Source organism: Daejeonella lutea, from assembly GCF_900168015.1.
Classification (GTDB): domain Bacteria; phylum Bacteroidota; class Bacteroidia; order Sphingobacteriales; family Sphingobacteriaceae; genus Daejeonella; species Daejeonella lutea.
Map to the genome: position 1 here is coordinate 246,516 of NZ_FUYR01000001.1, position 25,090 is coordinate 271,605.

Annotated in this window: 22 protein-coding genes; 5 read left to right on the forward strand and 17 right to left on the reverse strand. The window is 41.7% G+C overall.

Annotated elements, in window-relative coordinates:
- The 8 genes from B5X60_RS01220 to B5X60_RS01260 all read right to left on the reverse strand — a co-directional run bounded on the left by B5X60_RS01220 (position 1) and on the right by B5X60_RS01260 (position 7,831).
- Entirely contained in the window at positions 1-342 is a 342-nt protein-coding gene (locus B5X60_RS01220; RefSeq protein ID WP_079700750.1) for a hypothetical protein, read from the reverse strand.
- On the reverse strand, positions 339-1,712 hold the full coding sequence (locus B5X60_RS01225) for a hypothetical protein (protein WP_079700751.1): 1,374 nt from the start codon (positions 1,710-1,712) through the stop codon (positions 339-341). The genes B5X60_RS01220 and B5X60_RS01225 overlap by 4 nt, the downstream gene beginning before the upstream one ends.
- The gene (locus tag B5X60_RS01230) at positions 1,678-2,259 is read right to left on the reverse strand and encodes an RNA polymerase sigma factor (protein WP_079700752.1); all 582 of its coding nucleotides are present in this window, start codon (positions 2,257-2,259) and stop codon (positions 1,678-1,680) included. Before B5X60_RS01230 ends, B5X60_RS01225 begins: the two co-directional genes overlap by 35 nt.
- Positions 2,260-2,629: 370 nt before the next feature.
- The gene (gene mazG, locus B5X60_RS01240; RefSeq protein ID WP_079700754.1) at positions 2,630-3,436 is read right to left on the reverse strand and encodes a nucleoside triphosphate pyrophosphohydrolase; all 807 of its coding nucleotides are present in this window, start codon (positions 3,434-3,436) and stop codon (positions 2,630-2,632) included.
- Positions 3,437-3,487: 51 nt separating this feature from the next.
- Positions 3,488-4,162, reverse strand: coding sequence for a tRNA (5-methylaminomethyl-2-thiouridine)(34)-methyltransferase MnmD (gene mnmD / locus B5X60_RS01245; protein ID WP_079700755.1), 675 nt, complete (start codon positions 4,160-4,162; stop codon positions 3,488-3,490).
- Between the two features lie 22 nt (positions 4,163-4,184).
- Positions 4,185-4,688, reverse strand: a complete 504-nt coding sequence (locus B5X60_RS01250) for a rhodanese-like domain-containing protein (RefSeq protein WP_079700756.1) — start codon at positions 4,686-4,688, stop codon at positions 4,185-4,187.
- A gap of 77 nt (positions 4,689-4,765) precedes the next feature.
- Positions 4,766-5,716: a CvpA family protein gene (locus tag B5X60_RS01255; protein WP_079700757.1), complete on the reverse strand. Its 951-nt coding sequence runs from the start codon at positions 5,714-5,716 to the stop codon at positions 4,766-4,768.
- 66 nt (positions 5,717-5,782) lie between these two features.
- On the reverse strand, positions 5,783-7,831 hold the full coding sequence (locus B5X60_RS01260) for a M13 family metallopeptidase (protein WP_079700758.1): 2,049 nt from the start codon (positions 7,829-7,831) through the stop codon (positions 5,783-5,785).
- A gap of 376 nt (positions 7,832-8,207) precedes the next feature.
- Here B5X60_RS01260 and B5X60_RS01265 point away from each other — a divergent pair, with 376 nt between their 5' ends.
- On the forward strand, positions 8,208-10,877 hold the full coding sequence (locus B5X60_RS01265; protein WP_079700759.1) for a valine--tRNA ligase: 2,670 nt from the start codon (positions 8,208-8,210) through the stop codon (positions 10,875-10,877).
- On the opposite strand, the gene B5X60_RS01270 is transcribed toward B5X60_RS01265, so the two are convergent.
- The 4 genes from B5X60_RS01270 to B5X60_RS01285 form a co-directional block, all read right to left on the reverse strand.
- Complete coding sequence (locus tag B5X60_RS01270; protein WP_079700760.1) at positions 10,874-13,258, reverse strand: ATP-binding protein; 2,385 nt, start codon at positions 13,256-13,258, stop codon at positions 10,874-10,876. The two genes, B5X60_RS01265 and B5X60_RS01270, sit on opposite strands and share 4 nt — an antisense overlap.
- A gap of 194 nt (positions 13,259-13,452) precedes the next feature.
- Positions 13,453-14,154 carry a DUF4397 domain-containing protein gene (locus B5X60_RS01275; RefSeq protein WP_079700761.1) on the reverse strand — a complete coding sequence of 234 codons (702 nt, stop codon included), beginning with the start codon at positions 14,152-14,154 and terminating at the stop codon, positions 13,453-13,455.
- Positions 14,155-14,327: 173 nt separating this feature from the next.
- Positions 14,328-15,065 carry an acyl-CoA desaturase gene (locus B5X60_RS01280; RefSeq protein ID WP_079700762.1) on the reverse strand — a complete coding sequence of 246 codons (738 nt, stop codon included), beginning with the start codon at positions 15,063-15,065 and terminating at the stop codon, positions 14,328-14,330.
- Between the two features lie 202 nt (positions 15,066-15,267).
- Positions 15,268-15,735 (reverse strand): type I restriction enzyme HsdR N-terminal domain-containing protein, encoded by a 468-nt coding sequence (locus B5X60_RS01285; protein ID WP_079700763.1) that lies wholly within the window; start codon positions 15,733-15,735, stop codon positions 15,268-15,270.
- A 121-nt stretch (positions 15,736-15,856) separates the two neighbouring features.
- Between B5X60_RS01285 and holA the strand changes: the two genes are divergently transcribed.
- A complete protein-coding gene (gene holA, locus B5X60_RS01290; protein WP_079700764.1) occupies positions 15,857-16,888 on the forward strand; it encodes a DNA polymerase III subunit delta in 1,032 nt (343 codons plus the stop codon).
- A 1-nt stretch (position 16,889) separates the two neighbouring features.
- On the forward strand, positions 16,890-17,249 hold the full coding sequence (locus B5X60_RS01295) for a VOC family protein (protein ID WP_079700765.1): 360 nt from the start codon (positions 16,890-16,892) through the stop codon (positions 17,247-17,249).
- A 53-nt stretch (positions 17,250-17,302) separates the two neighbouring features.
- Here the strand turns inward: B5X60_RS01295 and B5X60_RS01300 are convergent, their stop codons facing one another.
- Positions 17,303-18,220, reverse strand: a complete 918-nt coding sequence (locus tag B5X60_RS01300) for a hypothetical protein (RefSeq protein WP_079700766.1) — start codon at positions 18,218-18,220, stop codon at positions 17,303-17,305.
- Positions 18,221-18,279: 59 nt separating this feature from the next.
- Positions 18,280-18,633, reverse strand: coding sequence for a DHCW motif cupin fold protein (locus B5X60_RS01305; protein WP_079700767.1), 354 nt, complete (start codon positions 18,631-18,633; stop codon positions 18,280-18,282).
- 219 nt (positions 18,634-18,852) lie between these two features.
- Between B5X60_RS01305 and B5X60_RS01310 the strand changes: the two genes are divergently transcribed.
- A complete protein-coding gene (locus B5X60_RS01310) occupies positions 18,853-19,257 on the forward strand; it encodes an EVE domain-containing protein (RefSeq protein WP_079700768.1) in 405 nt (134 codons plus the stop codon).
- A gap of 100 nt (positions 19,258-19,357) precedes the next feature.
- Here the strand turns inward: B5X60_RS01310 and B5X60_RS01315 are convergent, their stop codons facing one another.
- Positions 19,358-19,885 (reverse strand): acyl-CoA thioesterase, encoded by a 528-nt coding sequence (locus B5X60_RS01315; RefSeq protein WP_079700769.1) that lies wholly within the window; start codon positions 19,883-19,885, stop codon positions 19,358-19,360.
- A gap of 292 nt (positions 19,886-20,177) precedes the next feature.
- Between B5X60_RS01315 and B5X60_RS01320 the strand changes: the two genes are divergently transcribed.
- Complete coding sequence (locus B5X60_RS01320; protein ID WP_079700770.1) at positions 20,178-21,656, forward strand: Gfo/Idh/MocA family protein; 1,479 nt, start codon at positions 20,178-20,180, stop codon at positions 21,654-21,656.
- Positions 21,657-21,722: 66 nt separating this feature from the next.
- Here the strand turns inward: B5X60_RS01320 and B5X60_RS01325 are convergent, their stop codons facing one another.
- Both B5X60_RS01325 and B5X60_RS01330 read right to left on the reverse strand, forming a co-directional pair.
- Positions 21,723-23,018 carry a type IX secretion system plug protein gene (locus B5X60_RS01325; RefSeq protein ID WP_079700771.1) on the reverse strand — a complete coding sequence of 432 codons (1,296 nt, stop codon included), beginning with the start codon at positions 23,016-23,018 and terminating at the stop codon, positions 21,723-21,725.
- Between the two features lie 33 nt (positions 23,019-23,051).
- On the reverse strand, positions 23,052-24,971 hold the full coding sequence (locus tag B5X60_RS01330; protein WP_079700772.1) for an ABC-F family ATP-binding cassette domain-containing protein: 1,920 nt from the start codon (positions 24,969-24,971) through the stop codon (positions 23,052-23,054).
- Between the last annotated feature and the right edge of the window lie 119 nt (positions 24,972-25,090).

Consider the following 25,090-nt stretch of genomic DNA (forward strand, 5'->3'; position numbering starts at 1 on the left):
TTAGTTACTTTTCCAGATTAACTCGATGCTTCCGGTGAAATTTAATGCTTGATAATCACTCGGTGTGAGCTCTAACTTCACGCCATCACAGTTATAGAGAAATGGGATGCTATTTACATTCGGCTCACAATTCGTAAAGATGTATACTGTTTGCTCCTTATACGTAGATCTTGAAATACTGTTGCAGTTAGGTGAAGCACTTAAACGATTGATCTCCTGTTTTAACCAGGGGAGCTCATTGATAGGATCACTTCCGCCACAAAGCTGGCTACCCAACTTTTCACAGCCACCTAAAAATGTTATAATTATAACGCCGATTATGGTTAGAATCGTGTGTTTCATTTTCTAATCTTTGAAAAATTCAACTTCAAATTAATACCGGTTGAGCCAAACTTAAGGTCTTCGCTCCCAAGTCCGCCTAAGGGATATTTCACAAAGGGTTCAATTGTAATATTCTGACTTTTTCCAAGAAGGGCACTGTATCCGAACGAAATATTGAGTGTGCGGGCGATGTCAAAAGTCTGCAAATGGTTTTTTGTGTCGACACCCTGACCCTGAGTTAAAAGACTACCTCCTAAGCTGTAATTGCGATAGTCAAGCGAGTATTTTTCAGAGAGGTAAGTTCCTGAGCTTAATCCAGCAAGCAGATAGAGCTTGTTGTCTTTAGGAATTACCAGATATTTGATGTTAACAGGAATATCAAGCGCCAGCAAGTCTGCATCGTATCTCGTTACAGTTGTCAGGCTGCTACTTGCAAGACCTCCATTATTACTGAATGCTGGGAGGGCATCATATGCAACTTTTGCATTGCTTGATGAAGGAACGCCGTTATTATAGGTTAAACTATTTTTTGCAAGAGCCAGGCCTGTACTAAGCTTCAGATTGTTAGCAAGCATAATATCTGACGTAATTCCAGCACCAAAATTGAGTTTGGTTTCACTTCCTAGTGAATAATTGAAATACGAGCCTGCGTATACGCTTATCGAATGATTTTTTGTTGCTGATCTTTTTGATCTATGAGTTGTTTCCTTAACCGTGTGGACATGTTCGTCTAAGTTGGAGTTCTGCGGTGCCAGTGCTAATAATTTTGCAGAAACATTAACCAGACTATCCCGTGAAGGTACTGTTGTGTTATCTGGTACTGAAGTATTTAAAACCGGTGATGTAACTGCCGGCCTGTTCGAAGGGCTTTTTTGTTCGGTCAAAATTTTCAATGTTTCAGGCATAGTCATATCAATCTGGTCCGTTTTCACTACTAGCTGATCGTGTGAAATGGAGGTTTGATCATTTGCAATGTCCTGGTGGTCAAATTGTGAATCAGAACTTTTCGAAAGAGCTTTGATTCTTGATTTTGTGTTGCCAGGAGATAGGGGGAGTTTTTTCAATGTTTGGCTTTGAACCGGTGATTCTGTTGCTGATTCGCCAGGTGTAGCAACAGCAGGCTCTGCTGAAGATTGTTTTTTCTCATTTGTTCCCAGGATTTTTCCTGTTTTTTGATCTTGAAGGCTCGCATCCGGAGCGATAAACCACAAGCCGCATACTACCAGTAGTATAGCCGCCACCGCTGCCCACCACAGCACAACGGGATTCCTGTCAGTCTCAGGATACTTTTTACGAAGTTCCTTCCAGCCGGCCTCGGCCATTGGGTCTTCGAAGTCGTCAAATACCTGACTGATCCTATCTGTAAGTTCCCGATCTGTCGTTTCTTTCATATTCCGATTCTTCTAATCTCAGCGCCTCCCTAAGTTTTTCTTTTGCCCTGCTTAAATTAACTCTCGAAGAGCTGGCAGAAATCTGCAGGAGATCACCAATTTCTTCGTGATTATATCCATCAATCTCGTACATATTAAATACGGTCCTTTGCACGTAAGGCAAAGTGTCAAGTAGTTTGAGTATATCCTGGGCATTCAGGTGTGCAACTGCCTGCGGGGCAAATGACACGTACTCAGCTGCTTCAATATTGTCCTGATTTTGATGTTTAAGTTCCTTTCGCCGCCGGTCAAGGGCGGTGTTTACCACGATCTTTCTTAACCATGGCTTAAAATTCTGTTCGTTTTTAAAGCTGCCAATAGATTTGAATACCTTTATAAATGAATCATTAACTACTTCCAGGGCATCATCACGATCATTTAAATAGCGTAAGCCAACGCCCATAGCATAGCTATAGAAATGCATGTACAGCTTTTCCTGATGTATTAAGTTTCCCTGCTTGCATTTCTGAATGAGCTCTTCTTCAGAAACGACTGTCTTTTTGAACATTTATAAATTATCCGCTTCTATCTCGATGGCTTCAGTCTTGCATTTCTTTTGCCTTTATCGTTAAAACTTTTGAACCTGAATAAGCAGTCGGCCTTACGCCAGAAATAATATCCAATTCTTGCCCTTTGATACCAGGTTGTGTAAGCGTATGCAAGGATATAGAGCTGGCTTTGCTGATCTTTTTTATCCTGGAGTTTTCCAAACTGCCAAGTTTACTTTTTTTACTAGGAGCAGTGTAAACGATCCAGATAAATGTTAGGATGACTCCTATGGCTGAAAATATTAAACGGTTCATTAAAATTGTCGCTTATATTGACAATACGCAATTTGTTTACGAAACGCAACAGAGCGGGAAATTTATTAAAGGGATTTATAGTTTTTTGGCTTCGTTCCAAAAAATGTCCATCTCCGCGAGGGTCATATCTTTTAAATTTTTTCCAAGATTTTTGGCCTGGCCTTCAAGGTACTGGAATCGCTTAATGAATTTTTTATTGGTCTTTTCCAGCGCATCCTCAGGATTTATATCAATAAAACGGGCGTAATTGATCAATGAAAAAAGTAAATCACCAAATTCTGATTCAGCTTTTTCTTTGTCTACAGGTGTATGGGCGGAGGTATTAAATTCCTCTTTAAATTCCCTTAGTTCTTCTTCAACTTTTTCCCAAACCTGTTCTTTATTTTCCCAATCGAAACCAACGCCACGTGCTTTTTCCTGAATACGAGAAGATTTGACGAGTGCTGGTAAAGAAACTGGGACACCACCTAGTACTGATTTATTACCCTCTTTTAGCTTTAATTGCTCCCAGTTACGCTTGACGTCATTTTCATCCTCAACTTGAACATCACTGTATATATGGGGATGACGGTGTATTAATTTATCGCAAATGCCGTTCAAAACGTCAACAATATTAAAATGATTATTTTCTGAGGCAATACGGGTGTAAAACACCAAATGAAGCATGATGTCCCCCAATTCTTTTTTTATTTCGGCCATATCCCCCTCCAGGATCGAGTCGGACAGTTCATAGGTTTCCTCGATGGTAAGATGGCGGAGTGTTTCCATGGTTTGCTTTTTATCCCAGGGGCACTGTTCACGGAGGGTATCCATGATGGTTAGTAAGCGTTCAAAGGAGTCTGCGGGATTTATCCCTGCAGGGGGAATTACATTTGCGGGCATCTGCTTCTTTTGACGCAAAAGTAAGATTTTGTTTTTAACCGTAGCGGTACCCTAAATTTTGACGGCTCTGAGCATTTCCCGTTTACCAGGTGCACCGGGAGCTTTTTCGATGACAAATCCCAAGCCTTTCATGGTGCGCTTGAGCTTGCCTGTAATTGCGTAGGTTACAAAAACCCCACCCGGACGGATAAATTTGCAGATATGAGATAGAGACTGTTCATCCCACATTTCTGGCTGGTGGATCGCGGCGAAGGCATCAAAAAACAGCACATCGAACAGGTTGTTTGATTCGAATTTCAGTAAAGTAGTATCTGCTATTGCTAGCTTGCAAAAAGCAGAAATAGCCTGCTCTCCATTCAACGCCCCAGTGTAATTCTCAATATAAGATTTCCAGAGTTCTGAGCTCACGTATTGCTCGTATCCGGTACTAATAATAAATTCTGGACTTAGAGGGAATGCCTCAATCCCTGTATAATGTAGTTGAATATTGTTAACGTGACAATATTCCGCTGACACGAGGAAGTTAAGTCCTGTACCAAAGCCTACTTCCAGGATTCTAGCCCTAACTTTTTCATGGACCAAAAAATACTTTAATCCGGAGTCAAGGAAAACGTGCCTGCTTTCCTGCAATGCACCATGCCGTGAATGATAATGTTCCCCAATTTGGGAATTAAAAAGTGTTTTTGATCCATCAGCCGTTACTGCAAATGCTAAGTGCTCATTCATGGTCGATTCAACATGGCACCTGTTAATTAACCTTTGTGCCCTTTTCTACCCAACGCGCCAAGTCTTTCGTGTATGTATGGATTTCAGAAGTTTGTACCCCGTTCACTTTGTAAACAGGTTGTCCGGAATTCAGCCATTCGAATATACCCCCGTAGAGATTGTAAACGTTTTTATATCCGGAATTAACAAGTTTTTGGCCAATTTTCTCACTTCTGGAGCCTATTGAACAATATACAACAATGTTTGCAGTAAACGGTATATCATAGATTTTTCTCATATCAAACCAAAAATAGCCAACGTGTCGCGCATTCTTTAAATGACTGACTTCAAATTCATCGTTTTCTCTCGTATCAAGAACAAACACTTCATTTTTGTTCATCTTAAGGAAGTCCTCGACTGAAACCTGCGGCACTTTTTCTTCATAGATGCTGTCAAGTAGGTGTTTAAATCCGGGATTTATCGTTTGGGCTGTCAATCCATCAAAAGAAATGAAAAGGATTATTAATGATAACAGATATTTCAACATAGTTTTGATTTCAGTTAAATTAACGATTAAGCCCTGGTAATTGTTGTTTTTTCTTTGAGTAATAAAAGATTTATTTGTTAGTTTCTGAAATTCTGCGTGACCATTATACCATGAACCCCGGCATCCAAAATGCCAATTCCAACCCTGCCAAAGGATAAATGAAGGATATTGGCTTTATGTACAGGTGATTCCATTAAGCCTTCATGAGCTGACTGGAGAGTTTGGGCCAGTGCAAGATTTTCGCCGGCGATAATAAACCTGACTTTATCTTTTTTCATCCTATCAAACGGGCTTTTTCCCTCAGGAGTATAATGTGAAAAATATCCCCTTCTGAGCATGTCAGATGAATGCTTTGTGGCCACGTCGGCCAACTTCTTATCAAAATTCATAGCCTGCAATCCGGCTTTTTTCCTTTCTTGATTTATGAGTTGCAGCATTCTTATCTCAAGGTCGGGGCGTGGACTGAATGTACTCGTCTTGAATGGGAGCGATAGAATTTCGGCGCCCTTGGTATGGACGGTAAAATTATTTGGCGAGTAGTAACCAATGTCGGCTGCCATCTCTGCCAGCAATTTACCAGGCCATTCATTTTGCTGATTTAACACTCCTGCGAGTCTGCTGTCTTTTGTTCTTTGCGACAAATTTCCCATGGGGTAGGAGAGAACAAAGAAAGATATCAGCGAAGCATAAACTACTCCTGAGATAAAGCCCGGAATAGTACCTGCAATTTTATTGGCAGGATGATAGTGGGCATCTTCAGAAAGGGAGTCAGTTAAGTTGTCACACAGCCTGGAAATGAAGTGGCTGCACGCAAGCAGAAGTATTATAAAGAGAATTGGCCTAATCCAGATTCCCTGAACATTAACAAGTTGTAAACCCCGGACGAAGTATTCAGAAACAAAAAATGCCAGGAGAAAACTGCCCAACCAAGTCGCAAGTTCCACAGTTGAACGGATAAAACCTTTAGTCCAGCCACTGTAGACCGCAAGACAAACTACAATTATTAAGATAACATCAATAATATTCATCGAAAAAGAAAAAGCCCTGCGTTTGAAATTACACAAACGCAGGGCTTTTACAAATTATTGCAAAAATTACCAGATCCGAATACGATCTTCTGGTTTTTTATAGAGCTTATCGCCCGGTTTGATGTCGAACGCTTTGTACCAGGCATCCATATTCACTGGTGCTCCGATAGTACGGTAAGGACCGGGTGAATGGGTATCGGTAACTATCAGTTGCGCGGCTGTTTCATTCAGTATGTTACCTTTCCAAACCTGGGCCCAGGAAAGGAAGAATCTCTGATCAGGGGTAAACCCATCAATCTTTTCATTACTCTGACCTTGCTTAGTCATTTTAAAAGCTTCATATGCGGCGTTCAGGCCACCCAGATCACCAATATTCTCACCAAGAGTGAGTTTACCGTTTACGTGTATAGTATCCAGAACTGTATAAGCATCATATTGCTCTTGCAGGGCTTTAGCCTTTGCCTTGAAACGTGTCATGTCTTCTTCTGTCCACCAATTACGCAAGGTCCCATCTTTGTCATATTGGCTTCCTGAATCATCGAAGCCGTGTGATATCTCATGCCCGATAACTGCGCCGATTCCACCATAATTGACAGCATCATCAGCATTTGGATCAAAGAATGGAAATTGAAGAATTCCGGCGGGGAAAACGATTTCATTATTTACCGGGTTGTAGTATGCATTTACTGTAGGTGTCGTCATTCCCCACTTCGTTTTATCCACAGGTTTACCCAGCTGGCCAACCATATCTTCATAACCCCAGGCACTCGCATTCTTCAAGTTTTTGAAAAAAGATTTGCGATCAATTTCTAAGCCGTCATAGGTTTTCCACTTATCAGGGTAGGCAATTTTAGGTGTAAAAGCATGGAGTTTGTCTAAAGCCTTCTGTTTGGTCGCATCGCTCATCCAGTCAAGGTTTTTGATCCGGATCTCGTAGGCTTTGACAAGATTACTGACAAGTTCCTGCATTCGGGCTTTTGCTTCAGGCTTGAAATGTTTGTCAACATAAAGTTGTCCAAGCAATTCACCAACAGTACCATCGGTCAGCGATGACATTCTTTGCCAGCGTGGAGTTTGAACTTTCTGACCGGTGATCACCTGGTTGAATGCGAAATTGGCATTAACGAAGTCAGAACTTAAATAGGGAGCAGAGCTTTTAAGAACATTCCAGCGGAGGTAGGTCTTGAGGTCGTTAACGGGAGTGCTTCCTAATGCAGCATTCAGGTCCGTGAAGAATTTAGGAGAACTTACAAGTATAGTATCCTGACCATTAACTTTCATCAAAGGCAATAATTTCTGCCAATTTAGATTGGAAGTTGTTTTAGCGAAGTCGTTAATCGCGAATTTATTATATGTTTTATAGGGATCGCGCATTTCAACTCTGCTCATCTGAGCCTCAGCCAGCTTCTTTTCGAAATTGAAGATGGTTTCTGCGTTTTTAGCTGCTTCAGTTTGCGGGGTACCGCTGAGAGTAAATAATTTTGCAATATAATTTTTGTATGCTTCCTGAATTTTAAGGCTGCGCGCATCATTTTTCAGGTAATAATCTCTGTCAGGTAAGGTTGTACCACCCTGCCCGAGCTGAGGTACAAGATTTTTGACGTTTTTTCGGTCCTGACCAACAAAAAAGCCAAAGAAGGGAGAGCCCGCACCATAGGTACGCATTGCGGCCGCATGATTAATGACGCTGCTTAGATCCGTTAAGGTTGAGACCTTATCCAAATCAGCTTTGATTGGGGTGTACCCAAGTTTCTCGATAGTCACACTATCCATTCCAGCGGTGTAGAAATCGCCCACCCGTCTTTCTATAGACCCCGCCGGAGCCTTACTGTTTGCAGATTCTGCTAAAATCGTTTTTACAGCATTGATGTTAAAATCACGTAATTGATTAAAGCTTCCCCATCTTGTTTCTTTAGGAGGTACGGGATTGTTTTTAATCCATGTGCCGCTTGCGTAATTGTAAAAATCTTCACCTGGCTTAACTGTGAGGTCCATATTAGCTTTATCTATGAGAATGACCTTCTTTTTAGCAGGGGAATCGTGCTGAGCATTTGCGTTCAGCGCAAAAAGACTTGCTGCTCCCAAAAGAGCTACTTTTAACGATTTATTATTCATAATATAATTGGTTGGTTAATTGAAAACAGACTGTGAATTTAACAGTATTCAACCTTACTCAGAAATAAGAACGAAGAATTTATTTGTTAAACCAATACAGGATACGCCCTAGTTTCAAATAATCAAGCAAAAACGAGGTTAGTTTAAAATTGGGCGATATTTTCATTTGATGTAGAAATGTATCATTATGGTTTCAAAAGGAGATTTAAAACTTTATAATAACTTTTAATTTTGGATTTTATTGTGGTGCACAAATAAAATCATAGAAAAAGTCCAACGAGCTGCTTAAGCCTATTTCTGATCATTTTTAGAGTGATACTATTCGAGAATAACCGCTCAATTGAGTAAATTTGCTCCTTAATTCCCCTTTTTTAAGATGAGCATTCCTAAAACCTATAACCCGAAGGAAACCGAAGACAAATGGTATAAATATTGGCTGGACAAGAAGTTTTTCCGCTCTGTGCCCGACGACCGTGAACCATATACTATAGTCATACCACCACCTAATGTTACCGGGGTTTTGCATATGGGCCATATGCTCAATAATACAATTCAGGATGTTCTGATCAGAAAAGCACGTATGCAGGGTAAAAATGCCTGCTGGGTACCCGGAACAGATCACGCATCCATTGCAACAGAAGCAAAGGTTGTTGCATTACTAAAGGAAAAAGGTATAGAAAAGAAAGACGTAAGTCGTGAAGAGTTCATGGCTCACGCTTATGAGTGGAAAGATAAGTACGGAGGAATTATCCTTAAACAGCTCGAAAAGCTTGGAGCATCCTGTGATTGGGACCGCACACGGTTTACAATGGAGGAGAACCTTTCGGAAGCCGTTATTGACAGTTTTATTCATTTATACAAAAAGGGTTGGATTTACCGTGGAATCCGGATGGTGAATTGGGATCCAAAAGGAAAAACCGCGGTGTCGGATGAAGAAGTTATTCGCAAAGAGGTCAATCAGAAGCTATACTATATCAAGTATCAAGTATCAGGTAGCAACTTGCCTGCCGGTATGGAAGGGAATGAAGAGTCGGGAATGGGAGATGGGCACATCATTATTGCGACGACAAGGCCTGAGACCATTATGGCAGACTCTGCGATATGTATTAACCCTAATGATGAACGGTACAAACATCTCAAAGGAAAGAAAATTCTTATTCCATTAATAGGGCGAGAGATACCGGTAATTGAGGATGAATATGTAGATATGGAGTTCGGCACTGGCTGTCTTAAAGTGACCCCGGCACATGATCTCAATGACTATGAACTTGGAGTGAAACACAATCTTCCCGTAATCGATATATTGAATGATGATGGCACCCTGAATGAAAAGGCGGTGATACTCATTGGTGAAGACAGATTTATCGCCAGAAAAAAGATTGCAGCAATGCTTGAAGAGCAGGGGAATCTCGAAAAAGTCGAAGACTATAAGTCTCAGGTTGGCTTTTCCGAGCGCACGGATTCAGCAATTGAACCAAAATTATCCCTGCAATGGTTTTGTAAGATGTCTGAAATGTCGGGACCGGCATTAAAATATGTGCTTGACGGGGAAGTAAAGCTAATTCCCGACAAATTTATAAACACATACAAGCATTGGATGGAGAATGTTAAGGATTGGTGTATCAGCCGCCAATTGTGGTGGGGACAACGAATACCAGCCTGGTACAATGAAAAAGGAGAGTGGGTTGTTGCTAAAACTGAGGAAGAGGCACGTGCAGAATTTCAAGGCCAATTTCCGAACTCACCTGCCGGAATCCTTCGCCAGGATGATGATGTGATGGACACCTGGTTCTCGTCATGGTTGTGGCCAATATCTGTCTTTGATGGATTCAAGGATCCGGACAATGCCGACATAAAATATTATTATCCAACCAATGATTTGGTTACTGCCCCGGAGATACTTTTCTTTTGGGTGGCAAGGATGATTATGGCTGGTCACGAATTTCGCGGAGAGGCGCCGTTTAAGAACGTGTATTTGACCGGGATAGTGAGAGACAAGAAGGGAAGAAAGATGTCGAAGTCACTCGGGAATTCACCTGATCCATTTGAACTGATCGACAAATATGGAGCCGATGGCGTCCGCGTAGGGATGCTTCTTTGTTCTCCTGCGGGAAACGACCTTATGTTTGATGAAGCTTATTGCGAGCAAGGAAGGAATTTCGCAAACAAAATTTGGAATGCATTCCGGCTGGTGAAGGGCTTTGAGGTTGATCCGAATCTTGAAAATACGAATCAACAGGCAATTGCCTGGTTTGATTCTGCTTTTGGTCAGGCACTGGTTGAAATTGAAGATAATTACAAGCAATACCGCCTTTCAGAAGCCCTTATGGGAATTTATAAGCTGGTATGGGATGATTTCTGTGCATGGTATCTGGAGATGATTAAGCCTGCTTACCAGCAGCCAATTGACAGTGAGACTTACAGAATTACAATTTCTTATTTCGAGAATATTTTAAAACTGCTGCACCCATTGATGCCTTTCCTTACTGAAGAACTATGGCACGACGACCTTTTTGAAGAGCGACCTGAACTTGACTGCTGTATTGTGGCGCCCTATCCGGTACCAGGTAATATAGATTCCAATCTTTTACAAGAGATTCAAATTATTAAGCAAGTTGTGTCTGAGATCAGGAACATCCGGAATATAAAACAGATCTCGCCAAAGGAAACCTTGTCTTTGAGTATAAAGGCAAACTCTGAAATTAATTACAGCAATTACGTTACTATAATTTCAAAACTAGCTAATATCGACAAGACTGATCTCGTATCAGAAAAGATTTCAGGAGCTGCATCATTCATGGCCGGCACCGATGAGTTTTTCGTACCGCTTGAAAATAACATAGATGTGAGCGCGGAAAAAGAGCGACTGGAAAGGGAAATAGATTATTTAAAAGGCTTTCTGAAATCTGTGGAGGCTAAATTATCGAATGACCGCTTTGTACAGAACGCTAAAGCCGAGATAGTGGATATCGAGAGACGGAAGAAGGAAGATGCGTTGGCGAAAATGAAAATCCTTGAAGAGGGTCTAGCAAGCCTTGTAAATTAAGGTTGCTTTTTTGTTTTGGAGGTATAATGCAATACCTTTCTGTAAAGCTCATCAGGGAGGAAGGGCTTGACTACGATATCGTCAATTCCGGTGTTTTTTACTTGCTCTTCAATTTCTTTAGGAAGATTTGCAGTTAAAGCAACAATCGGGATCTTTATTCCCTGTGCCCTCATTTTTGTAGCGGCTTCGTATCCGTCCATTACTGGCATGTGCAGATCTATTAAAACCAGATGATGGATCGAGGGGTCAATTTTATTAACAGCCTCAAGACCGTTGGTCGCGACATCAATTGATGCACCCCATCTTTCCAGAAATTTTTGGGCAACCAGCACGTTCATAGGGTTATCCTCGGCAACTAAAATATGTACCCCTTTCAAGGGCATATCATCTGCATCGGGTTCCAGTATTTCAGGACTTTTTTGTTCAGAACCTAGCAAACTCTTTTTGAAAACCTGGGTGAAGTAGAAAGTTGAACCCTTCCCTGCCTCACTTCTTAAGCTAAGGGTCGAATTCTGCAGCTCGAGGATTTTTTTACTGATTGCAAGACCTAACCCTGTCCCTCCAAAGCCCCGCGACGTAGAAGAATCAGCTTGAGTAAAGCGATCAAAAATTATCCGTTGTTTCTCTTCCGAGATGCCGATGCCGGTGTCCTTCACTTTAAAGCATAATTCTGCTTCAAGCTCGTCCTGCTTTAAAACTTCCACACTGACCTCCACGTAGCCTTCCTGAGTAAATTTTATCGCGTTGTGTACAAGATTGGTGATAACCTGATATAATCGTGTAGGATCTCCAATTAGTTTGCTTTTTAGTTCCTCATCAATCTTAACATTTAATTTTATCCCTTTGTCGAGTGCTGAGCCCTGTAAACCACTAACAATGTTCCGTACGATTGACGCAGAGTCCATCTCGATATGTTCAAAGGTGATCTTTCCAGCCTCAATTTTATTGTAATCCAGAATGTCGTTCACAATTGACAAAAGGTTATTGGCTGAAAATAACATCACCTCCAATTTCTCAATCTGATCTTGTCGAGGATCCTGCCTTAATAACAGATGGCTCATTCCAATTACCGAATTGAGTGGGGTTCTTATTTCGTGGCTCATCGTGCTAAGAAACTCGCTTTTTGCGATCAAGCCCATCTCCGCCTGCTCCCTTGCCTGCCGAAGTGTGAAGGACACCCTGTGCGATAAGATAAGGGACTGTAAAAAGAAAAAGCTGATATAGCAGATGAAACTCATTAGCGGCATCGTTGGAATGAGAAGCCAGTAATTAAGCAGAGATATCGAGAATACAAGCATTAACGAAACGGAGCTCATCAGTGCATAAAGTGATCCGGGGCGCTTTTTCCGATAGGCAACCGTATAGACATAAGGGATGTACACAAGACAAAACACCATGATCAGAAGAAATGGGTTTATTAGCTGTGAGAAATAGAACGGTGTAAGCACAAGCGACGATAAAGCAAACAGGATGCATAATCCCCAAATAACCTTTACCGTAAGTCGGTGGATATCGTCAGGATACAGGTATCGAGTATAAAGTCCGAATAGTCCGATTCCCATAAATAGGGTAATATATTCCAGCCTTACGCCTAATATCCAGGGAATGTCTGGAAATATACTGTGAAGCGTGTAATTGTCAATACCTACCGTCCTGTAGCTATAAACTATGGTGAAGAGTGCGAAGAGTAAAATCGCCTTGTCGCGATTGCCCAAAAGATAGAGTCCGAGAAAGAAAAAGCCGCCCATTACCAAACATCCGGTAAGAACAAGGTCTATCGCTTCGTCCCTGTTTCGGTGCAGTTCCAGATGTTCCCTCTCGCCTATGAGTAGGGATTTTTTTGCCCCACCCTTACTATGTACAAAATTTGATATCTGAAGTATCACATCAAGTGTGTCGGTATGCAATGGAATGTCCACCTCATGATATTGCCAAAATGGTTCAAAACCTGCCTCCGAGGTGCTAACTCGGCCATTGCTGGCCACTTCATTACCATTGATGAAAAGCCTGTATGCAGTGTACACATCTGTCATCATGATCCTGAAGGGTTTGGAACTCGGGGGTAGCAGGACTTTTACCTTATAAGTCGCGTATCCGTAGGCTGGAAGCTTCTTCCCATCCAAAACAAATCCATCCCAACGAAACGGAAAGTCTACAAGTATTCCTTTTTTGGATGCCGTGTCACCGGGATTTATCAGCTGTTTCCAATAGAAATTCCATTTGCCGTCCAGCTTCAGTTCATCAGAAAATGATTCATTTCTAAAATCGAGTACGGCAAGTTCCTGGGGATGTTGCTGGTCCACGACTTGCGATGCTTGGCCTACAACCGGAAGTACACAAAGCACAGTGAGTAAAAAGAAGTGGGCAACTTTAATCTTCATCCGCGCGTTAAAGTTAAGCGATATTCTACAAAAAATCATGTTTAGCATCCAATATCCATGAAATCTGAGCCCGGGAATATGAACAATTTGTTGCTTTCAGAAATGTAAAGAAGCCTTACGTGTGCTGACAAATCCGATATAAAAAAAACAGGACCACCAAAGTGGCCCTGTTTTAAATTTTCAAAGTCTGATTATTAGTTGATTGACCTGAATTGTAAGCCAATTGGAGAATTCGAGGTCCCTGATCTTAACCCTTTAACCCAGGCTGTGTAAATAACCCCTGTTGCAATCGTAACATTTCTCTCAACAAGGACAGTACCTGTAGAAGTTTTCACCTGAAGATCATAAACTCCGGGATCCATAGTTATGAACTGTGAAGCTCCTTTGTATCCTTGCTCGGTAAAAAGCGAGGTGCCATTTTTAAGGGTCAGTATGAGGTTTCCAGCATCGGGACTTGTATTTACAAATCGCAGCTTTGCTTTTCCGGATGGCGGGTTACTTAAATCATCATCTGTGAAAAATGAACTGACCGACCCGCTTTCACCAACTATAAAGACTGTGTGGTAGGTGTTCTGTTTAAAAGTGACAGTTGTCTTTAAAACATAGTCAGTAATTCCATCCGCAGCCACATCAAAAGAACGGGTGCCAGGAAAGGTGATAAAGTACCCACTTTCGTCGGTATACTTTAGGAGATCACCCTGAATCTTGCCTCCGTTAATAAAAAAACCCATCTGAGGCATTCCAATAGTGGCGTTCACAACATTTACCGCTGACTGTAGATCAGGTTCCTGGTTCGATGGCTTCTGGCAAGACGCTAAAAAGACAGTTGAAAGCACCAGAAATGTAAATACCTTCATGAAAGGGGAAATGTTATAATCTTTATTTATTGTTTTCATATTACTCTATACGATGGATTCGGGCCAAATATTACCGGTGCTACATAATTTCTTGGTTAACAGTCGGAAATAATCTAGTTCCGCCATAATTTTTATACCAAGGCGAAATACATTAGTTCTCGACAGAGGATAAATATACGAAAGAGTAATGTAATGGTGATGGTCCCGTAATGTCAATAGATTTTGCGCAATTTGATTATTCGCAGGTGGTGCATAATCTTCATAACTGGATAAACAGGATCGATTTCGAACCACTTACTTCCGAAATTCGCGCTATTGGGATGTCGGTGGTGGTTATTCTGAAAAAGTTCACCAAGCATAAGGAAATCAAATGGTGTGCTATTTTTTGATTTGTCGTTATTGTCAAAATTAGAGTAGCCGTATTTATGTCCGCACCAATTAACGATCGCACCGTGCAGCGGTCCCATTAGGTAGTGAACAGGTAATAGAAGATACATCCACTCTGAGCCAACAGGAACAAATTCAATGTAGAACCAGGTGTATAGAGCCCCGAACATAAGCCTCGAGGCAATAGACGAACCGATCCTATCGATAATTGGCCATTCCGGGTAATAGCCTTCAGCACAAGTTTCAGGGTTTCGGCTGCGCTTTAAATGATCTCTGAATGTAATGATCGTCGCTTTCATCATTTGAAACACATCAGTGAAGAAGTGCGGGGAATGGGGATCTTTCTCCGTATCACTATATGCGTGGTGCTCCCGATGCATGATGGCGTAAGCACGGGGATTCAGGAATGATGCACCTTCGAAGACGTAAGCCATTAGATAGAATATTCTTTCCCACGTTTTGCTCATCGTGAACATTCTGTGAGAAGCATAACGGTGCTGAAAAAAGGTTTGGAAGAAAAGGGAAAGGAACCAATGCGCAACAAAAAAAAGAAGAATAATCATAAAATTAACTTAAAACACAGGGCAAAATCACCTTAACTTTATGATAAACACTGAGATGTGAAGATTAAAAATCTACTGCAAAGACTACATCTCGCTGTAATTTCTAAATGTACGGTATATATACGGGATATTGTTTGGTTTGGATTTATTTACACCAAATAATCTTTTTTACCTGCATGATCAGGGGAAATCAGTCGCTTTTTCAAATTCTATCGGCGGAAGAATATTCCGGCAGGTTTTTCAGAAATTGATAAGATTCATTTTCAAAATTGATTTCAGCACAATAATGTTGAAGTCCATTTGTTACCACAAGGAATTTGACACGATGTACGAAATTGTACCTGGCGACCTGATCGAATGTCGACTGCGAAATCTTAACGGATGGAGCTTTACATTCTATCAGAATGGTTTTCTCTCCTAAGTTATTGAAAAGTAAAATGTCTGACCTTTTCTTGAGCGTATTTAACGTTAAGCCCCCCTCCAGTTTAATTAATGACCGGGGATACTTCTTCTCGTTTATAAGGAATTGAACGAAATGTTGCCTTACCCACTCTTCAGGTGTGAGAACGAGAAATTTTTTTCTGACCTCATCAAAAATATACATCGTTTCGCCAGTCTGTTTCAGCCTGAAAGGATAGTGGGGCAGATTTAATGAAGTAGGCTCAAACATGTTAAAACGTTTTACTCAGCCACTTTGGCTAATATGCTGTAGTGTCCCAAACTTACATTGCAATATTCATGTCTGCAAGCCTTGATTGACCTTCATTATTTTGTATTTTGCAGACTCCAAAATGAACATCAACGAACTTATTAAAGATCTCAAAAATCGGAAATACAAACCTGTGTATCTGCTGCATGGAGAGGAGTCTTATTTTATCGATAAGGTGAGCGATTATATTGAGTCCAATCTACTTAGTGACGCTGAAAAGGGATTTAATCAAACAATCTTTTACGGGAAGGACAGCGATGTGATGACAATCATCAACTCTGCGAAGCGTTTCCCGATGATGAGCGAATATCAGGTAGTGATAGTCAAGGAAGCACAGGATTTGAAGTGGGGAAAAGATGGTGATGATGGTAAAAAAGCGGGGGATCCCCTGCTCACATATCTCGAAAATCCACTTCCAAGTACGATCCTTGTTTTTTGTTACCGTAACGGCAAGTTCGACAAGCGAAAGAAAACCTATAAAGCGATTGAAAAGAAAGGGCTTGTCTTCGAATCAGCGGAAATTTACGAAAGCAAAGTCCCGGGATGGATAGAAGACTTTGTACGGGAGAAGGGCTATAGTATTCATGTGCGGGCTTCTGCACTTTTGGCTGAATACCTTGGGAATGATCTATCAAAGGTTGCAAACGAGCTTGAGAAGCTTATGCTGAACGTAAAGAGAGGAGAAGAAATAAGCTCAAATGACGTCGAGAATAACATCGGTATCAGCAAGGAGTATAATGTTTTTGAACTGCAGACTGCTATTGCCAGGAAAGATGCCTACAAAGTGAACCAGATCATCAATTACTTTTCTGCAAATCCTAAAAATAATCCAATACAATTATTGCTTGGAACGCTGAATACCTACTTCACCAAAGTTTTAAAATACCACTATGCTACAGATAAAAGTCCACAGGCACTGGCTAGAGAGCTTGGCGTGGCTCCCTTTTTTGTCAAGGATTACGAAACAGCTGGCAGGAGTTTTAGTAAGCAAAAGACATTTCAAGTGATCAGCTATCTGCGTGAATGCGACCTAAAAACAAAAGGTGTTGACGCAAGTGGCAACACTGAACAGGGAGAGTTGATGAAAGAACTGCTATTTAAAATTATACACTAAAATGTTAACAGGACTTAGAACAATAGTTTACCACGTTGCTAATCTGGAAGTGGCAAAAATGTGGTATTCCGAGATGTTTGATATTAAACCGTACTTTGATGAGAGCTTTTATGTAGGATTTGACATCAATGGTTTTGAGCTTGGCCTGGATCCTTCTATTAAAGAATATTCGAAAGGAAATAGCAGTATTACCTACTGGAAAGTCGACAATATCGATCAGATGTTTGAACAGCTTATAAAAAGGAAGGTAAGCATCCATGAGGATGTTCATGGTGTCGGAGAGGGCATCAGGTTGGGAAGCATAAACGATCCCTTTGGAAACGTGATCGGATTAATAGAGATCAAAGAAGGTGAGAGATGATAAGTGATCGGTAATATTGGTCAACGGTGGTCATTACCCTTTCATCAGTGCCCTCATTTTTTTACACCTTTTACATGTAAGTTTATCACACTGGAATGCGGGTATCCTAATGTGTTACCGGGTATTACCTCTAAAAGGTTTTTCAGATAAACATCGATGATACCTTTGGCAACCCTCGTTTTCGTTTCTAAAAACTCAGGCATTACAACTACAAGGAAATTTTTAAATACCATCTTTCCATTGTGATCGACGATGACCTGAAAGGAATATTGAAAATCCTGGTAGGCCTTATCTATCTTTATTTTGTATTCGGGATAGAGGTACTCTTCAGAACGGCTGATATATCCAAGATACGGGTCGGCCAAGGAATTGGTTTTCACAACTTCTAACAGCTTGCTTTTGCTTTTGAGTACCACAGGGTTACGGGCTGCAAACAGGCTGTCAGGATCACTGTTAGCCTGTATCGCACGATATTTAACAAACAAACTGTCTTCCCTTGATGGCTCTCTAAGCTTTTCCGCCGTTGTTTTTAAAACATTATTTATAAAGTCATGTGAGTATAATGTCATATATACATTGGACAGCTCTTCCTTGACGACTCGCGATTCGAGTTCCATAACCTGCAAAACCAGGCTGTCTTTACTTACATGCTTTACTCTGAACCAGTCCCTGGCAAAGTGAAACAGTGCTTTGTGGCTGTGAAATATCCTGTATGGCATGTATTGTTTTCTTTCCGGACTATAAATTTTGATGGAGTCATCCGCGCTAAAATAGACCTCCCATTCCGGCTCAAGCTGAAACCCGGATTCATGAAATGAAAGACCATTGTGAAAACGCCGATGTACCTCGCTGTATTTGATTCCTTTTACAGCTGTAAAAGTCGGTATAGGATCTTCACTTATCTTTCTTACGTAATTACAGGATACAGTTAAAAGTGCTAGGAATATAACTAGATAGCGAAAGATTTTCATTGCCCGTGAAAATAGCAAAAATTGCCGGATCTCGATTGTCAAGGAAAAGAACCTGATTGCTATGGGTGAGCTTTTAAAAAGCCACCGTCTATAATTAAAAGTCGAACACCGTTTTCAGAAAATGAGCGGTGAGAACTGAGATCATCAGACACTTCGTAGCTCATTCCTGTTGAAAGCAGGTGTTTCGACCCGTCCTGCAATTCCGTGATCATTTCACCAGATATGCAATAGATAATATGGCCTTTGGTGCACCAATGGTCGGCCTTATATCCAGCAGAATATTCGACCATTCTAATCCTGAGATCGCCAAACTGGAGCGTTTTCCATAGCGCAAAACCTGTATCTCCGGGGTGCGAAGTAGCTGGGATGGTTTCCCAGTGGGTTAGCTGGAAGGGAATGTTCACTGCCTCCATATTTTAGGATGTATATTTATCCATTACGTTATCCTCGCAAAGGTGGGATGCATTAAAGTAGAAAATATATGCAAATCTATTATTTCCACGCATATATCATTACTGATAATATTTTGCCATTTTTCAACGCCCGCTTCTTTATCCTTTTCACTTATATTTGTCACGAGTCAATGTTAATTTGAGATCATATCTGGGCACAAAAAGCGATAATTCAATACGATGAACTACTGGTTAATAAAATCTGAACCATTTAAATATTCCTGGGATAAATTCAAAAAAGATGGCAAGACTTTCTGGGATGGGGTAAGAAATTATCAGGCTCGTAATAATTTGAGGGAGATGAAGGAGCATGACCTGGTATTATTTTACCATAGTAATGAGGGTAAGGAAATTGTAGGAATCGCTAAAGTAGTTGGAGAGGCTTACCAGGATCCCACAACCGACGATACCAATTGGGTAGTAGTAGATTTTGCTCCTGTAGAATCATTGAAGAAACCAGTTAGTCTTGCTCAGATTAAGGCGGATGAGAAATTAAGGGGTATAAATCTGGTGCGACAAGGACGCTTGTCGGTGGTTTCAATTAAACCAGAAGAGTTTGATCGGATTCTGGAATTGGGAAGCTAGAGAACCGCTGTCAGAGGTCAAAGGTCTGAAATCTGGATGGATTGCGACATCTCTTACGCTATTCTCGTTCTCCACTCAGGCTTCTGTCTTCCGTTCTCCCTCAAGCCTCTCCGTCTAAAAACAGTGCTTTAAGTTCAGTAGCGTCGTTCGCTTTCATCTTACCAGCAAGTATTAAACGCAACTGACGCCGGCGTAAAGCCCCGTCGAATAATTTTTGATCTTGTTCTGTTTCTGGAGCAATAGCTGGGACCGGGACTGTCTTGCTGTCCTGATCAATGGCAACAAAGGTGTAATAAGCTTCGTTTGACTTCACCCGGGAACCGGATGGAATGTTTTCAGCCCAAACAGAAAGCCTGACTTCAACAGATGTGGTAAATGCGCGGGTGACCTGGGCTTCAATCGTAATTACATCTCCAAGTTTAATGGGGTGCTGGAACGAGACGTTGTCAACTGAAGCGGTAACAACAATATTATTGCAGTGTTTCTGAGCTGAAATTGCTGCGGCAATATCCATCCAATGAAGCAATCTGCCTCCCATCAGGTTATTAAGCGTATTAGTATCGTTTGGAAGAACCAATTCATTCATGATTGTGAATGAATTTTTAGGGCTTTTGGATGGGGTGTTCATGCGAACAAAGATAATATTTTGAATCTGTTCTTTACGGCCATGTGAATTATAGGTAAGGGAAAAAGACTTTGATAATCCTTTGTTTTTGATATTATGTTATCAGAGAATCAGCCCGTGAATTCGATAAAACACGTATTATTTCGGATCGGTTATTCGGTATTTTAATTATAATATTTCTTACATTGTCATTTGAAATAAAGATTTGGAATCTTAAAATTCACGAGATTCTAAACACGATCGGTAACAAATTTTATTTACACCTATTCAACTAATAAATACTAACCACTGCGAAATGAAGAACAAAAAAGAAAAAAAGGTTTCTGATAATTCGAGAAGAACATTTTTAAAAAGCAGCGCTGTTGCTGTTGCTGGTTTTACCATCGTTCCCCGTCACGTGCTTGGAAGAGGTTATCTTGCACCCAGCGACACCCTGTACATAGCAGCAGTTGGTGCAGGAGGCAAGGGAGATAGTGACATATCGGGGTTTATGGGTAGCGGGAAGGCCAAAATGGCATTTTTATGCGATGTGGACGAAAAAAGAGCTTCAAAAGCATTCACAACCTATCCGGATGCAAAGCGCTATGTTGACTGGAGAGAGATGTTTGATAAAGAGCACAAAAAATTTGATGCGGTGTCCGTCTCAACTCCTGATCATACGCACGCAGTTGTCGGATCAGCAGCAATGGTTTTGGGCAAACATTGCTGGATCCAAAAGCCACTTGCACATGACGTCTATGAGGTACGGGTGCTAGCAGATCTTGCAAAAAAACACAAAGTTGTGACCCAAATGGGTAACCAGGGGGCATCAAACGATGGCGTGAGGCAAATGCGTGAGTGGTTTGAAGCTGGAGTTATCGGCGACGTTAGTGAAGTTCAGATCTGGACGAACCGGCCGGTATGGCCACAGGGCAATTTGAACTGGCCAACAAAAACCGCAACCCCTCCACCAAATTTGAACTGGGATCTGTGGCAGGGTACTGCTCCGGCAAGGCCCTTCCCGGCACCTGCCTCCGAAGGTGGTATTGATCTGGTTCCTTTCAACTGGAGAGGATGGTGGGAATATGGCACAGGCGTCCTTGGTGACATGGGTGCTCATTTTATTGAAGCACCAATGAGCGTCTTAGGTCTTCAGCATGTTTCTGAAGTACAAACCAGTTCGAGCGGTTCAGGTTATTTTCCTGAAACGGGACCTGCCTCGAACTATAGCATAATGACCTTTCCAAAAACGCCAAAAACGCAGGGTCCCGTTAAAATACATTGGATGGATGGCGGAATACAGCCACAACGTCCTCAAGAATTGGATCCATCAGAACGTTTTGGTGGTGGAGATGGTGGAATGCTGTTTATCGGTACAAAAGGGAAAATGATGGCAAATTGCTACGCAGCAAATGCAAGGCTTTTACCCGTATCCCGTATGGATGAAGTTACAGTTCCTCAGAAATATGCTAGGGTAAAAAATCAGGCCAACGGGCATTATGCTCAGTGGGTTGAAGCTTGCCTGGCAGGATATGGGAATATGGAAACCAGTTCTCCATTTGACAAGGCAGCATTATTGTCTGAAGCTATGCTCATGTGTAATCTGGCTATCAGAGGTCATGATTTGTTCACTGAAATGCCAGGAGCAAATGGCCGACCTCCGCGTAAAGTATATCCAACACGCGGTATCAACTTGCTATGGGATGCGGAAAATATGAAGGTTACAAATGTTAACGAAGTAAATCAATTCGTTAAGCGTGAGTACAGGGCTCCGTGGAAACTTAGCGGGGTATAATTATTCAGAAATAGGAGGTAGAAAGTCAGAGGTCGGAAATCCAATCAGACCTTTGACCTTCGAACTCTATCTCTTCACCGTGTTAATTTGCGTGAAACCTATAAGCTCATCCCACCGGGAACCCGGTTTTCTATAGTAGAATAAGATCTGATAATCATTTTCCGTTTGAAAGTGTGAGCCGTCAAATACGGTATCGTCGCGGGTTTTTCCATCATTGCTTACCCATATGTAATGATAGTCGAATACACCCTGTTTCACAAATATAGATCCGCGGAAGCGGTTGCTGGTTTCGTCAAAGCTGAGTTTATCTGTCAGTTTGTAATCATTAAATTGACCTACAACATAAGCATCGCCGTCAATGGATGGCCTCTTGCTTGCGAGGCTTAACTGCACTGTTGAGTAATCACCATCCGTGCGGTTGTCACGGCCATCCTGATTGCGGATAAAGAATGTCCCGTTTTCATCATATAAAAAGGTGTAGCTCGAACTATTTTCCGGGACATCAGTCAGAAGAGTAACGATGTTGACCGTATCCTGAGTTATTTTAGATACTCTCTCAGTTCGGAAGCGAAGGCTTCGGATATCGAAGCGACGGAATTCAGAGCCACCTTTAAAATCATTGCCACGAAGATCATTGTAAACTAATTGTCCGGGTCTCACAAATGTAGGCTTTAGTACCGCTTGTATGTTATCTGGCCTGTTATTCTGAAAAATAAATGCTTTAACATCGAGATAGGGATTGGTGATGTTCAGATTGCCGTGGTTTACAATAAAATTGAGCTTTTGCCTCTGATCACGTTCCTGAACGATATTAGAAGCCGTAATTTCAGCCCCGATGCTGACCTGCGAACTCACAACGTACATTCTCCTGGTTAACAGGATCTTGCGTTGATCATTGTCTTCGTAGACTTTTAAGAGATAATTGCCTGAAATTTTCGGCTTTACATTTAGGTTAGGAATTGTAAGTTCGTAATGAGTGTACTTCTGCAATGTGTTGAACGAAGACCGATAATCCATGATTCTGTCTTCCGTAAAACTTTCTATGAAATCAATAGGAGACAAGCGGCTGCTTTTCCATTCGGCATCACAATGCTCTAATGAATAGCTTACGTTACGGCTCCCACCCCGAAGATCATCAAAGCCAAGCAGCAATGTTTCTGTACTTCCGAGAATATAAACAGGGATGGATTGCTCTTTAGACCGGTTGTAAAATTCAACCGACCGGATCTCTGGGATATATACAAAATTCTCGTATCGAAGATCATGTTGTGGTGTTTCAACAGATTTTACCCGCGGTTTCTTCTGCGCGAAACTGCTTCCAACAGAAAAGATCATTAAAAAAAGGGCAACCAACTTCCTCATACAATTTAAATATTGCCGGGCTGAGAGGGAGAGTTATTTTCCTTCGAGTTCCATGATCTCGTCCGCCATACGTTCCCACTCGGCCTGAGCCTTTAACAAACGCGGACTCAATTGCTGATAACGGCGGTTTGCCTCCGATAGTTTCTCGCTATCAGAATATATTTCTTCTTTTGCGAGCTCAGCTTCAGCATGCTTAACGGAACTCTCAAGTTCTGCAATCTCTGTTTCAAGTTTCTGCAGTTCCTGATTAAGCTTTTTAAGATCTTTATTGCGGTCTTCTGTAGCAGATGCCGGTTTATCCTCTTTCTTTGTTTCCTTTTTCGGACTTTCAGCCGTTATAGCCTTCGGCACATACACCCTTTTTGAATTCCATTCCTCGTATTCAGCGTATGTTCCCGGATATTCTTTTATTTCCTGATCTTCAATAAACCAGATTTTGTTTGCCACGTTATCGAGCAGGTATCTGTCGTGAGAAACCACTATAAACGTCCCTTCAAACTGGTCCAGAGCCTGAATCAATATATTAACTGAAGCTATATCCAGGTGGTTGGTCGGCTCATCCAGAATAAGGAAATTGGCATCAGCAGTCAGCGCTTTCGCGAGTGCTACACGTGATTTTTCACCTCCGGAAAGGACTTTTATCTTTTTAAAGGCATCGTCGCCGGTAAACAGGAAGCAACCAAGAATAGACCGTAATTCAGTTTCTGTATGTTTCGGTGCGAAAGCCTGTAGTTCCCGGATAATCTCGTTTTCAAGGTGCAGGGCTTCCAGCTGATGCTGCGCAAAGAAAGTCTGCGTCACATTATGGCCGGTCTCACACATGCCGGTATAATTTTTATCGGCACCAGCAATGATTCTTAACACAGTAGATTTACCACGGCCATTCGCACCGATTAAGGCAATTTTATCGCCTTTCTCAATGGTAGCTGTTGCATTCTTGACTATTGGGACCCCCGGGTATGATTTTGTCAGGTCTTCGATGCGGACTACATGACGCCCCGATTGCTTGCTGAATTTAAAGCTGAAGTTAACCGACGGATTATCATCGTCAACATCGTCAACACGTTCCATTTTCTCGAGGGCTTTTATACGGGATTGAGCCATTTTGGCTTTACTTGCCTTCGCTCGGAAACGTTCGATTAGCCGCTCTTCCTGCTTTATTTTTGCCTGCTGATTTTTAAACTGTCCGCTTTGGATTTCCTCACGAAGTCCTTTTTCTTCCACATAGAAGCTATAGTTTCCGGCGTATGGGATAAGCTTCCCTTTGCGGGATTCAACAATTTTCTTTACCACACGGTCAAGGAAGTACCTGTCGTGCGACACAATTACGATTGCACCTTCAAACGCTTGTAAATAAGTTTCCAGCCATTTGATAGATGGAAGATCCAGGTGGTTGGTCGGCTCATCCAGAAGCAAAATGTCAGGCGCCTGAAGTAAAATACGGGCAAGCATCACGCGCATTCTCCACCCGCCGGAAAATTCAGCAAGGGTGCGGTGAGTATCTGCTTCGCTAAAACCAAGTCCGGCCATGATCTCATGCGCACGATATTCAATATTATATCCATCAAGCGCTTCAAATTCCAGCTGCTTGTCGCTGAGCTTGTTGATCAGTTCATCAGTATATTCAGTCTCTATTTTTTTAAGTAGATCCTCAATCTCAGTGTGAAGTTGATTTTGGCGACCAAATGCTTCCATTGCAACATGCAATATGCTTTTGTCAGATTGATAGGAAAGCAGATCCTGATTGAGGTAGCCAATTTTTATATCCTTGGCCATGGAAATGGTGCCGCTGGTAGGAGCGTAGTCACCTACAATTATTTTTAACAGGGTAGTCTTCCCTGTTCCATTTGCCCCGATTAATCCTATTTTTTCACCGGGTTTAATGTGCCAGTTCGCTTCGTCGTATAATGCCCTTGCACCGATCTCGAACGTCAGGTTGTTTATCGCAATCATTTGGCGCAAAAGTACGGAATTTATGTCTTTGTTTTTAGGCCTGAAATGGATTTAATGAGGGGAAGCATCTCGTTTCAAGACTCGGTTTATGTAAGGATCGCGTCATGTTTGACAGGGCT

Bases quoted from the DNA above. Each gene is read 5' to 3' on its own strand.
- B5X60_RS01295 (WP_079700765.1), top strand. From the start codon at position 16,890: ATGTTAACAGGACTTAGAACAATAGTTTACCACGTTGCTAATCTGGAA.
- B5X60_RS01270 (WP_079700760.1), bottom strand. From the start codon at position 13,258: ATGAAGATTAAAGTTGCCCACTTCTTTTTACTCACTGTGCTTTGTGTA.
- mnmD (WP_079700755.1), bottom strand. From the start codon at position 4,162: ATGAATGAGCACTTAGCATTTGCAGTAACGGCTGATGGATCAAAAACA.
- B5X60_RS01265 (WP_079700759.1), top strand. From the start codon at position 8,208: ATGAGCATTCCTAAAACCTATAACCCGAAGGAAACCGAAGACAAATGG.
- B5X60_RS01300 (WP_079700766.1), bottom strand. From the start codon at position 18,220: ATGAAAATCTTTCGCTATCTAGTTATATTCCTAGCACTTTTAACTGTA.
- B5X60_RS01260 (WP_079700758.1), bottom strand. From the start codon at position 7,831: ATGAATAATAAATCGTTAAAAGTAGCTCTTTTGGGAGCAGCAAGTCTT.
- mazG (WP_079700754.1), bottom strand. From the start codon at position 3,436: ATGCCCGCAAATGTAATTCCCCCTGCAGGGATAAATCCCGCAGACTCC.
- B5X60_RS01280 (WP_079700762.1), bottom strand. From the start codon at position 15,065: ATGATTATTCTTCTTTTTTTTGTTGCGCATTGGTTCCTTTCCCTTTTC.
- B5X60_RS01225 (WP_079700751.1), bottom strand. From the start codon at position 1,712: ATGAAAGAAACGACAGATCGGGAACTTACAGATAGGATCAGTCAGGTA.
- B5X60_RS01325 (WP_079700771.1), bottom strand. From the start codon at position 23,018: ATGAGGAAGTTGGTTGCCCTTTTTTTAATGATCTTTTCTGTTGGAAGC.
- B5X60_RS01315 (WP_079700769.1), bottom strand. From the start codon at position 19,885: ATGAACACCCCATCCAAAAGCCCTAAAAATTCATTCACAATCATGAAT.
- B5X60_RS01305 (WP_079700767.1), bottom strand. From the start codon at position 18,633: ATGGAGGCAGTGAACATTCCCTTCCAGCTAACCCACTGGGAAACCATC.
- B5X60_RS01285 (WP_079700763.1), bottom strand. From the start codon at position 15,735: ATGTTTGAGCCTACTTCATTAAATCTGCCCCACTATCCTTTCAGGCTG.
- holA (WP_079700764.1), top strand. From the start codon at position 15,857: ATGAACATCAACGAACTTATTAAAGATCTCAAAAATCGGAAATACAAA.
- B5X60_RS01250 (WP_079700756.1), bottom strand. From the start codon at position 4,688: ATGTTGAAATATCTGTTATCATTAATAATCCTTTTCATTTCTTTTGAT.
- B5X60_RS01330 (WP_079700772.1), bottom strand. From the start codon at position 24,971: ATGATTGCGATAAACAACCTGACGTTCGAGATCGGTGCAAGGGCATTA.
- B5X60_RS01220 (WP_079700750.1), bottom strand. From the start codon at position 342: ATGAAACACACGATTCTAACCATAATCGGCGTTATAATTATAACATTT.
- B5X60_RS01255 (WP_079700757.1), bottom strand. From the start codon at position 5,716: ATGAATATTATTGATGTTATCTTAATAATTGTAGTTTGTCTTGCGGTC.
- B5X60_RS01310 (WP_079700768.1), top strand. From the start codon at position 18,853: ATGAACTACTGGTTAATAAAATCTGAACCATTTAAATATTCCTGGGAT.
- B5X60_RS01230 (WP_079700752.1), bottom strand. From the start codon at position 2,259: ATGTTCAAAAAGACAGTCGTTTCTGAAGAAGAGCTCATTCAGAAATGC.
- B5X60_RS01275 (WP_079700761.1), bottom strand. From the start codon at position 14,154: ATGAAAACAATAAATAAAGATTATAACATTTCCCCTTTCATGAAGGTA.
- B5X60_RS01320 (WP_079700770.1), top strand. From the start codon at position 20,178: ATGAAGAACAAAAAAGAAAAAAAGGTTTCTGATAATTCGAGAAGAACA.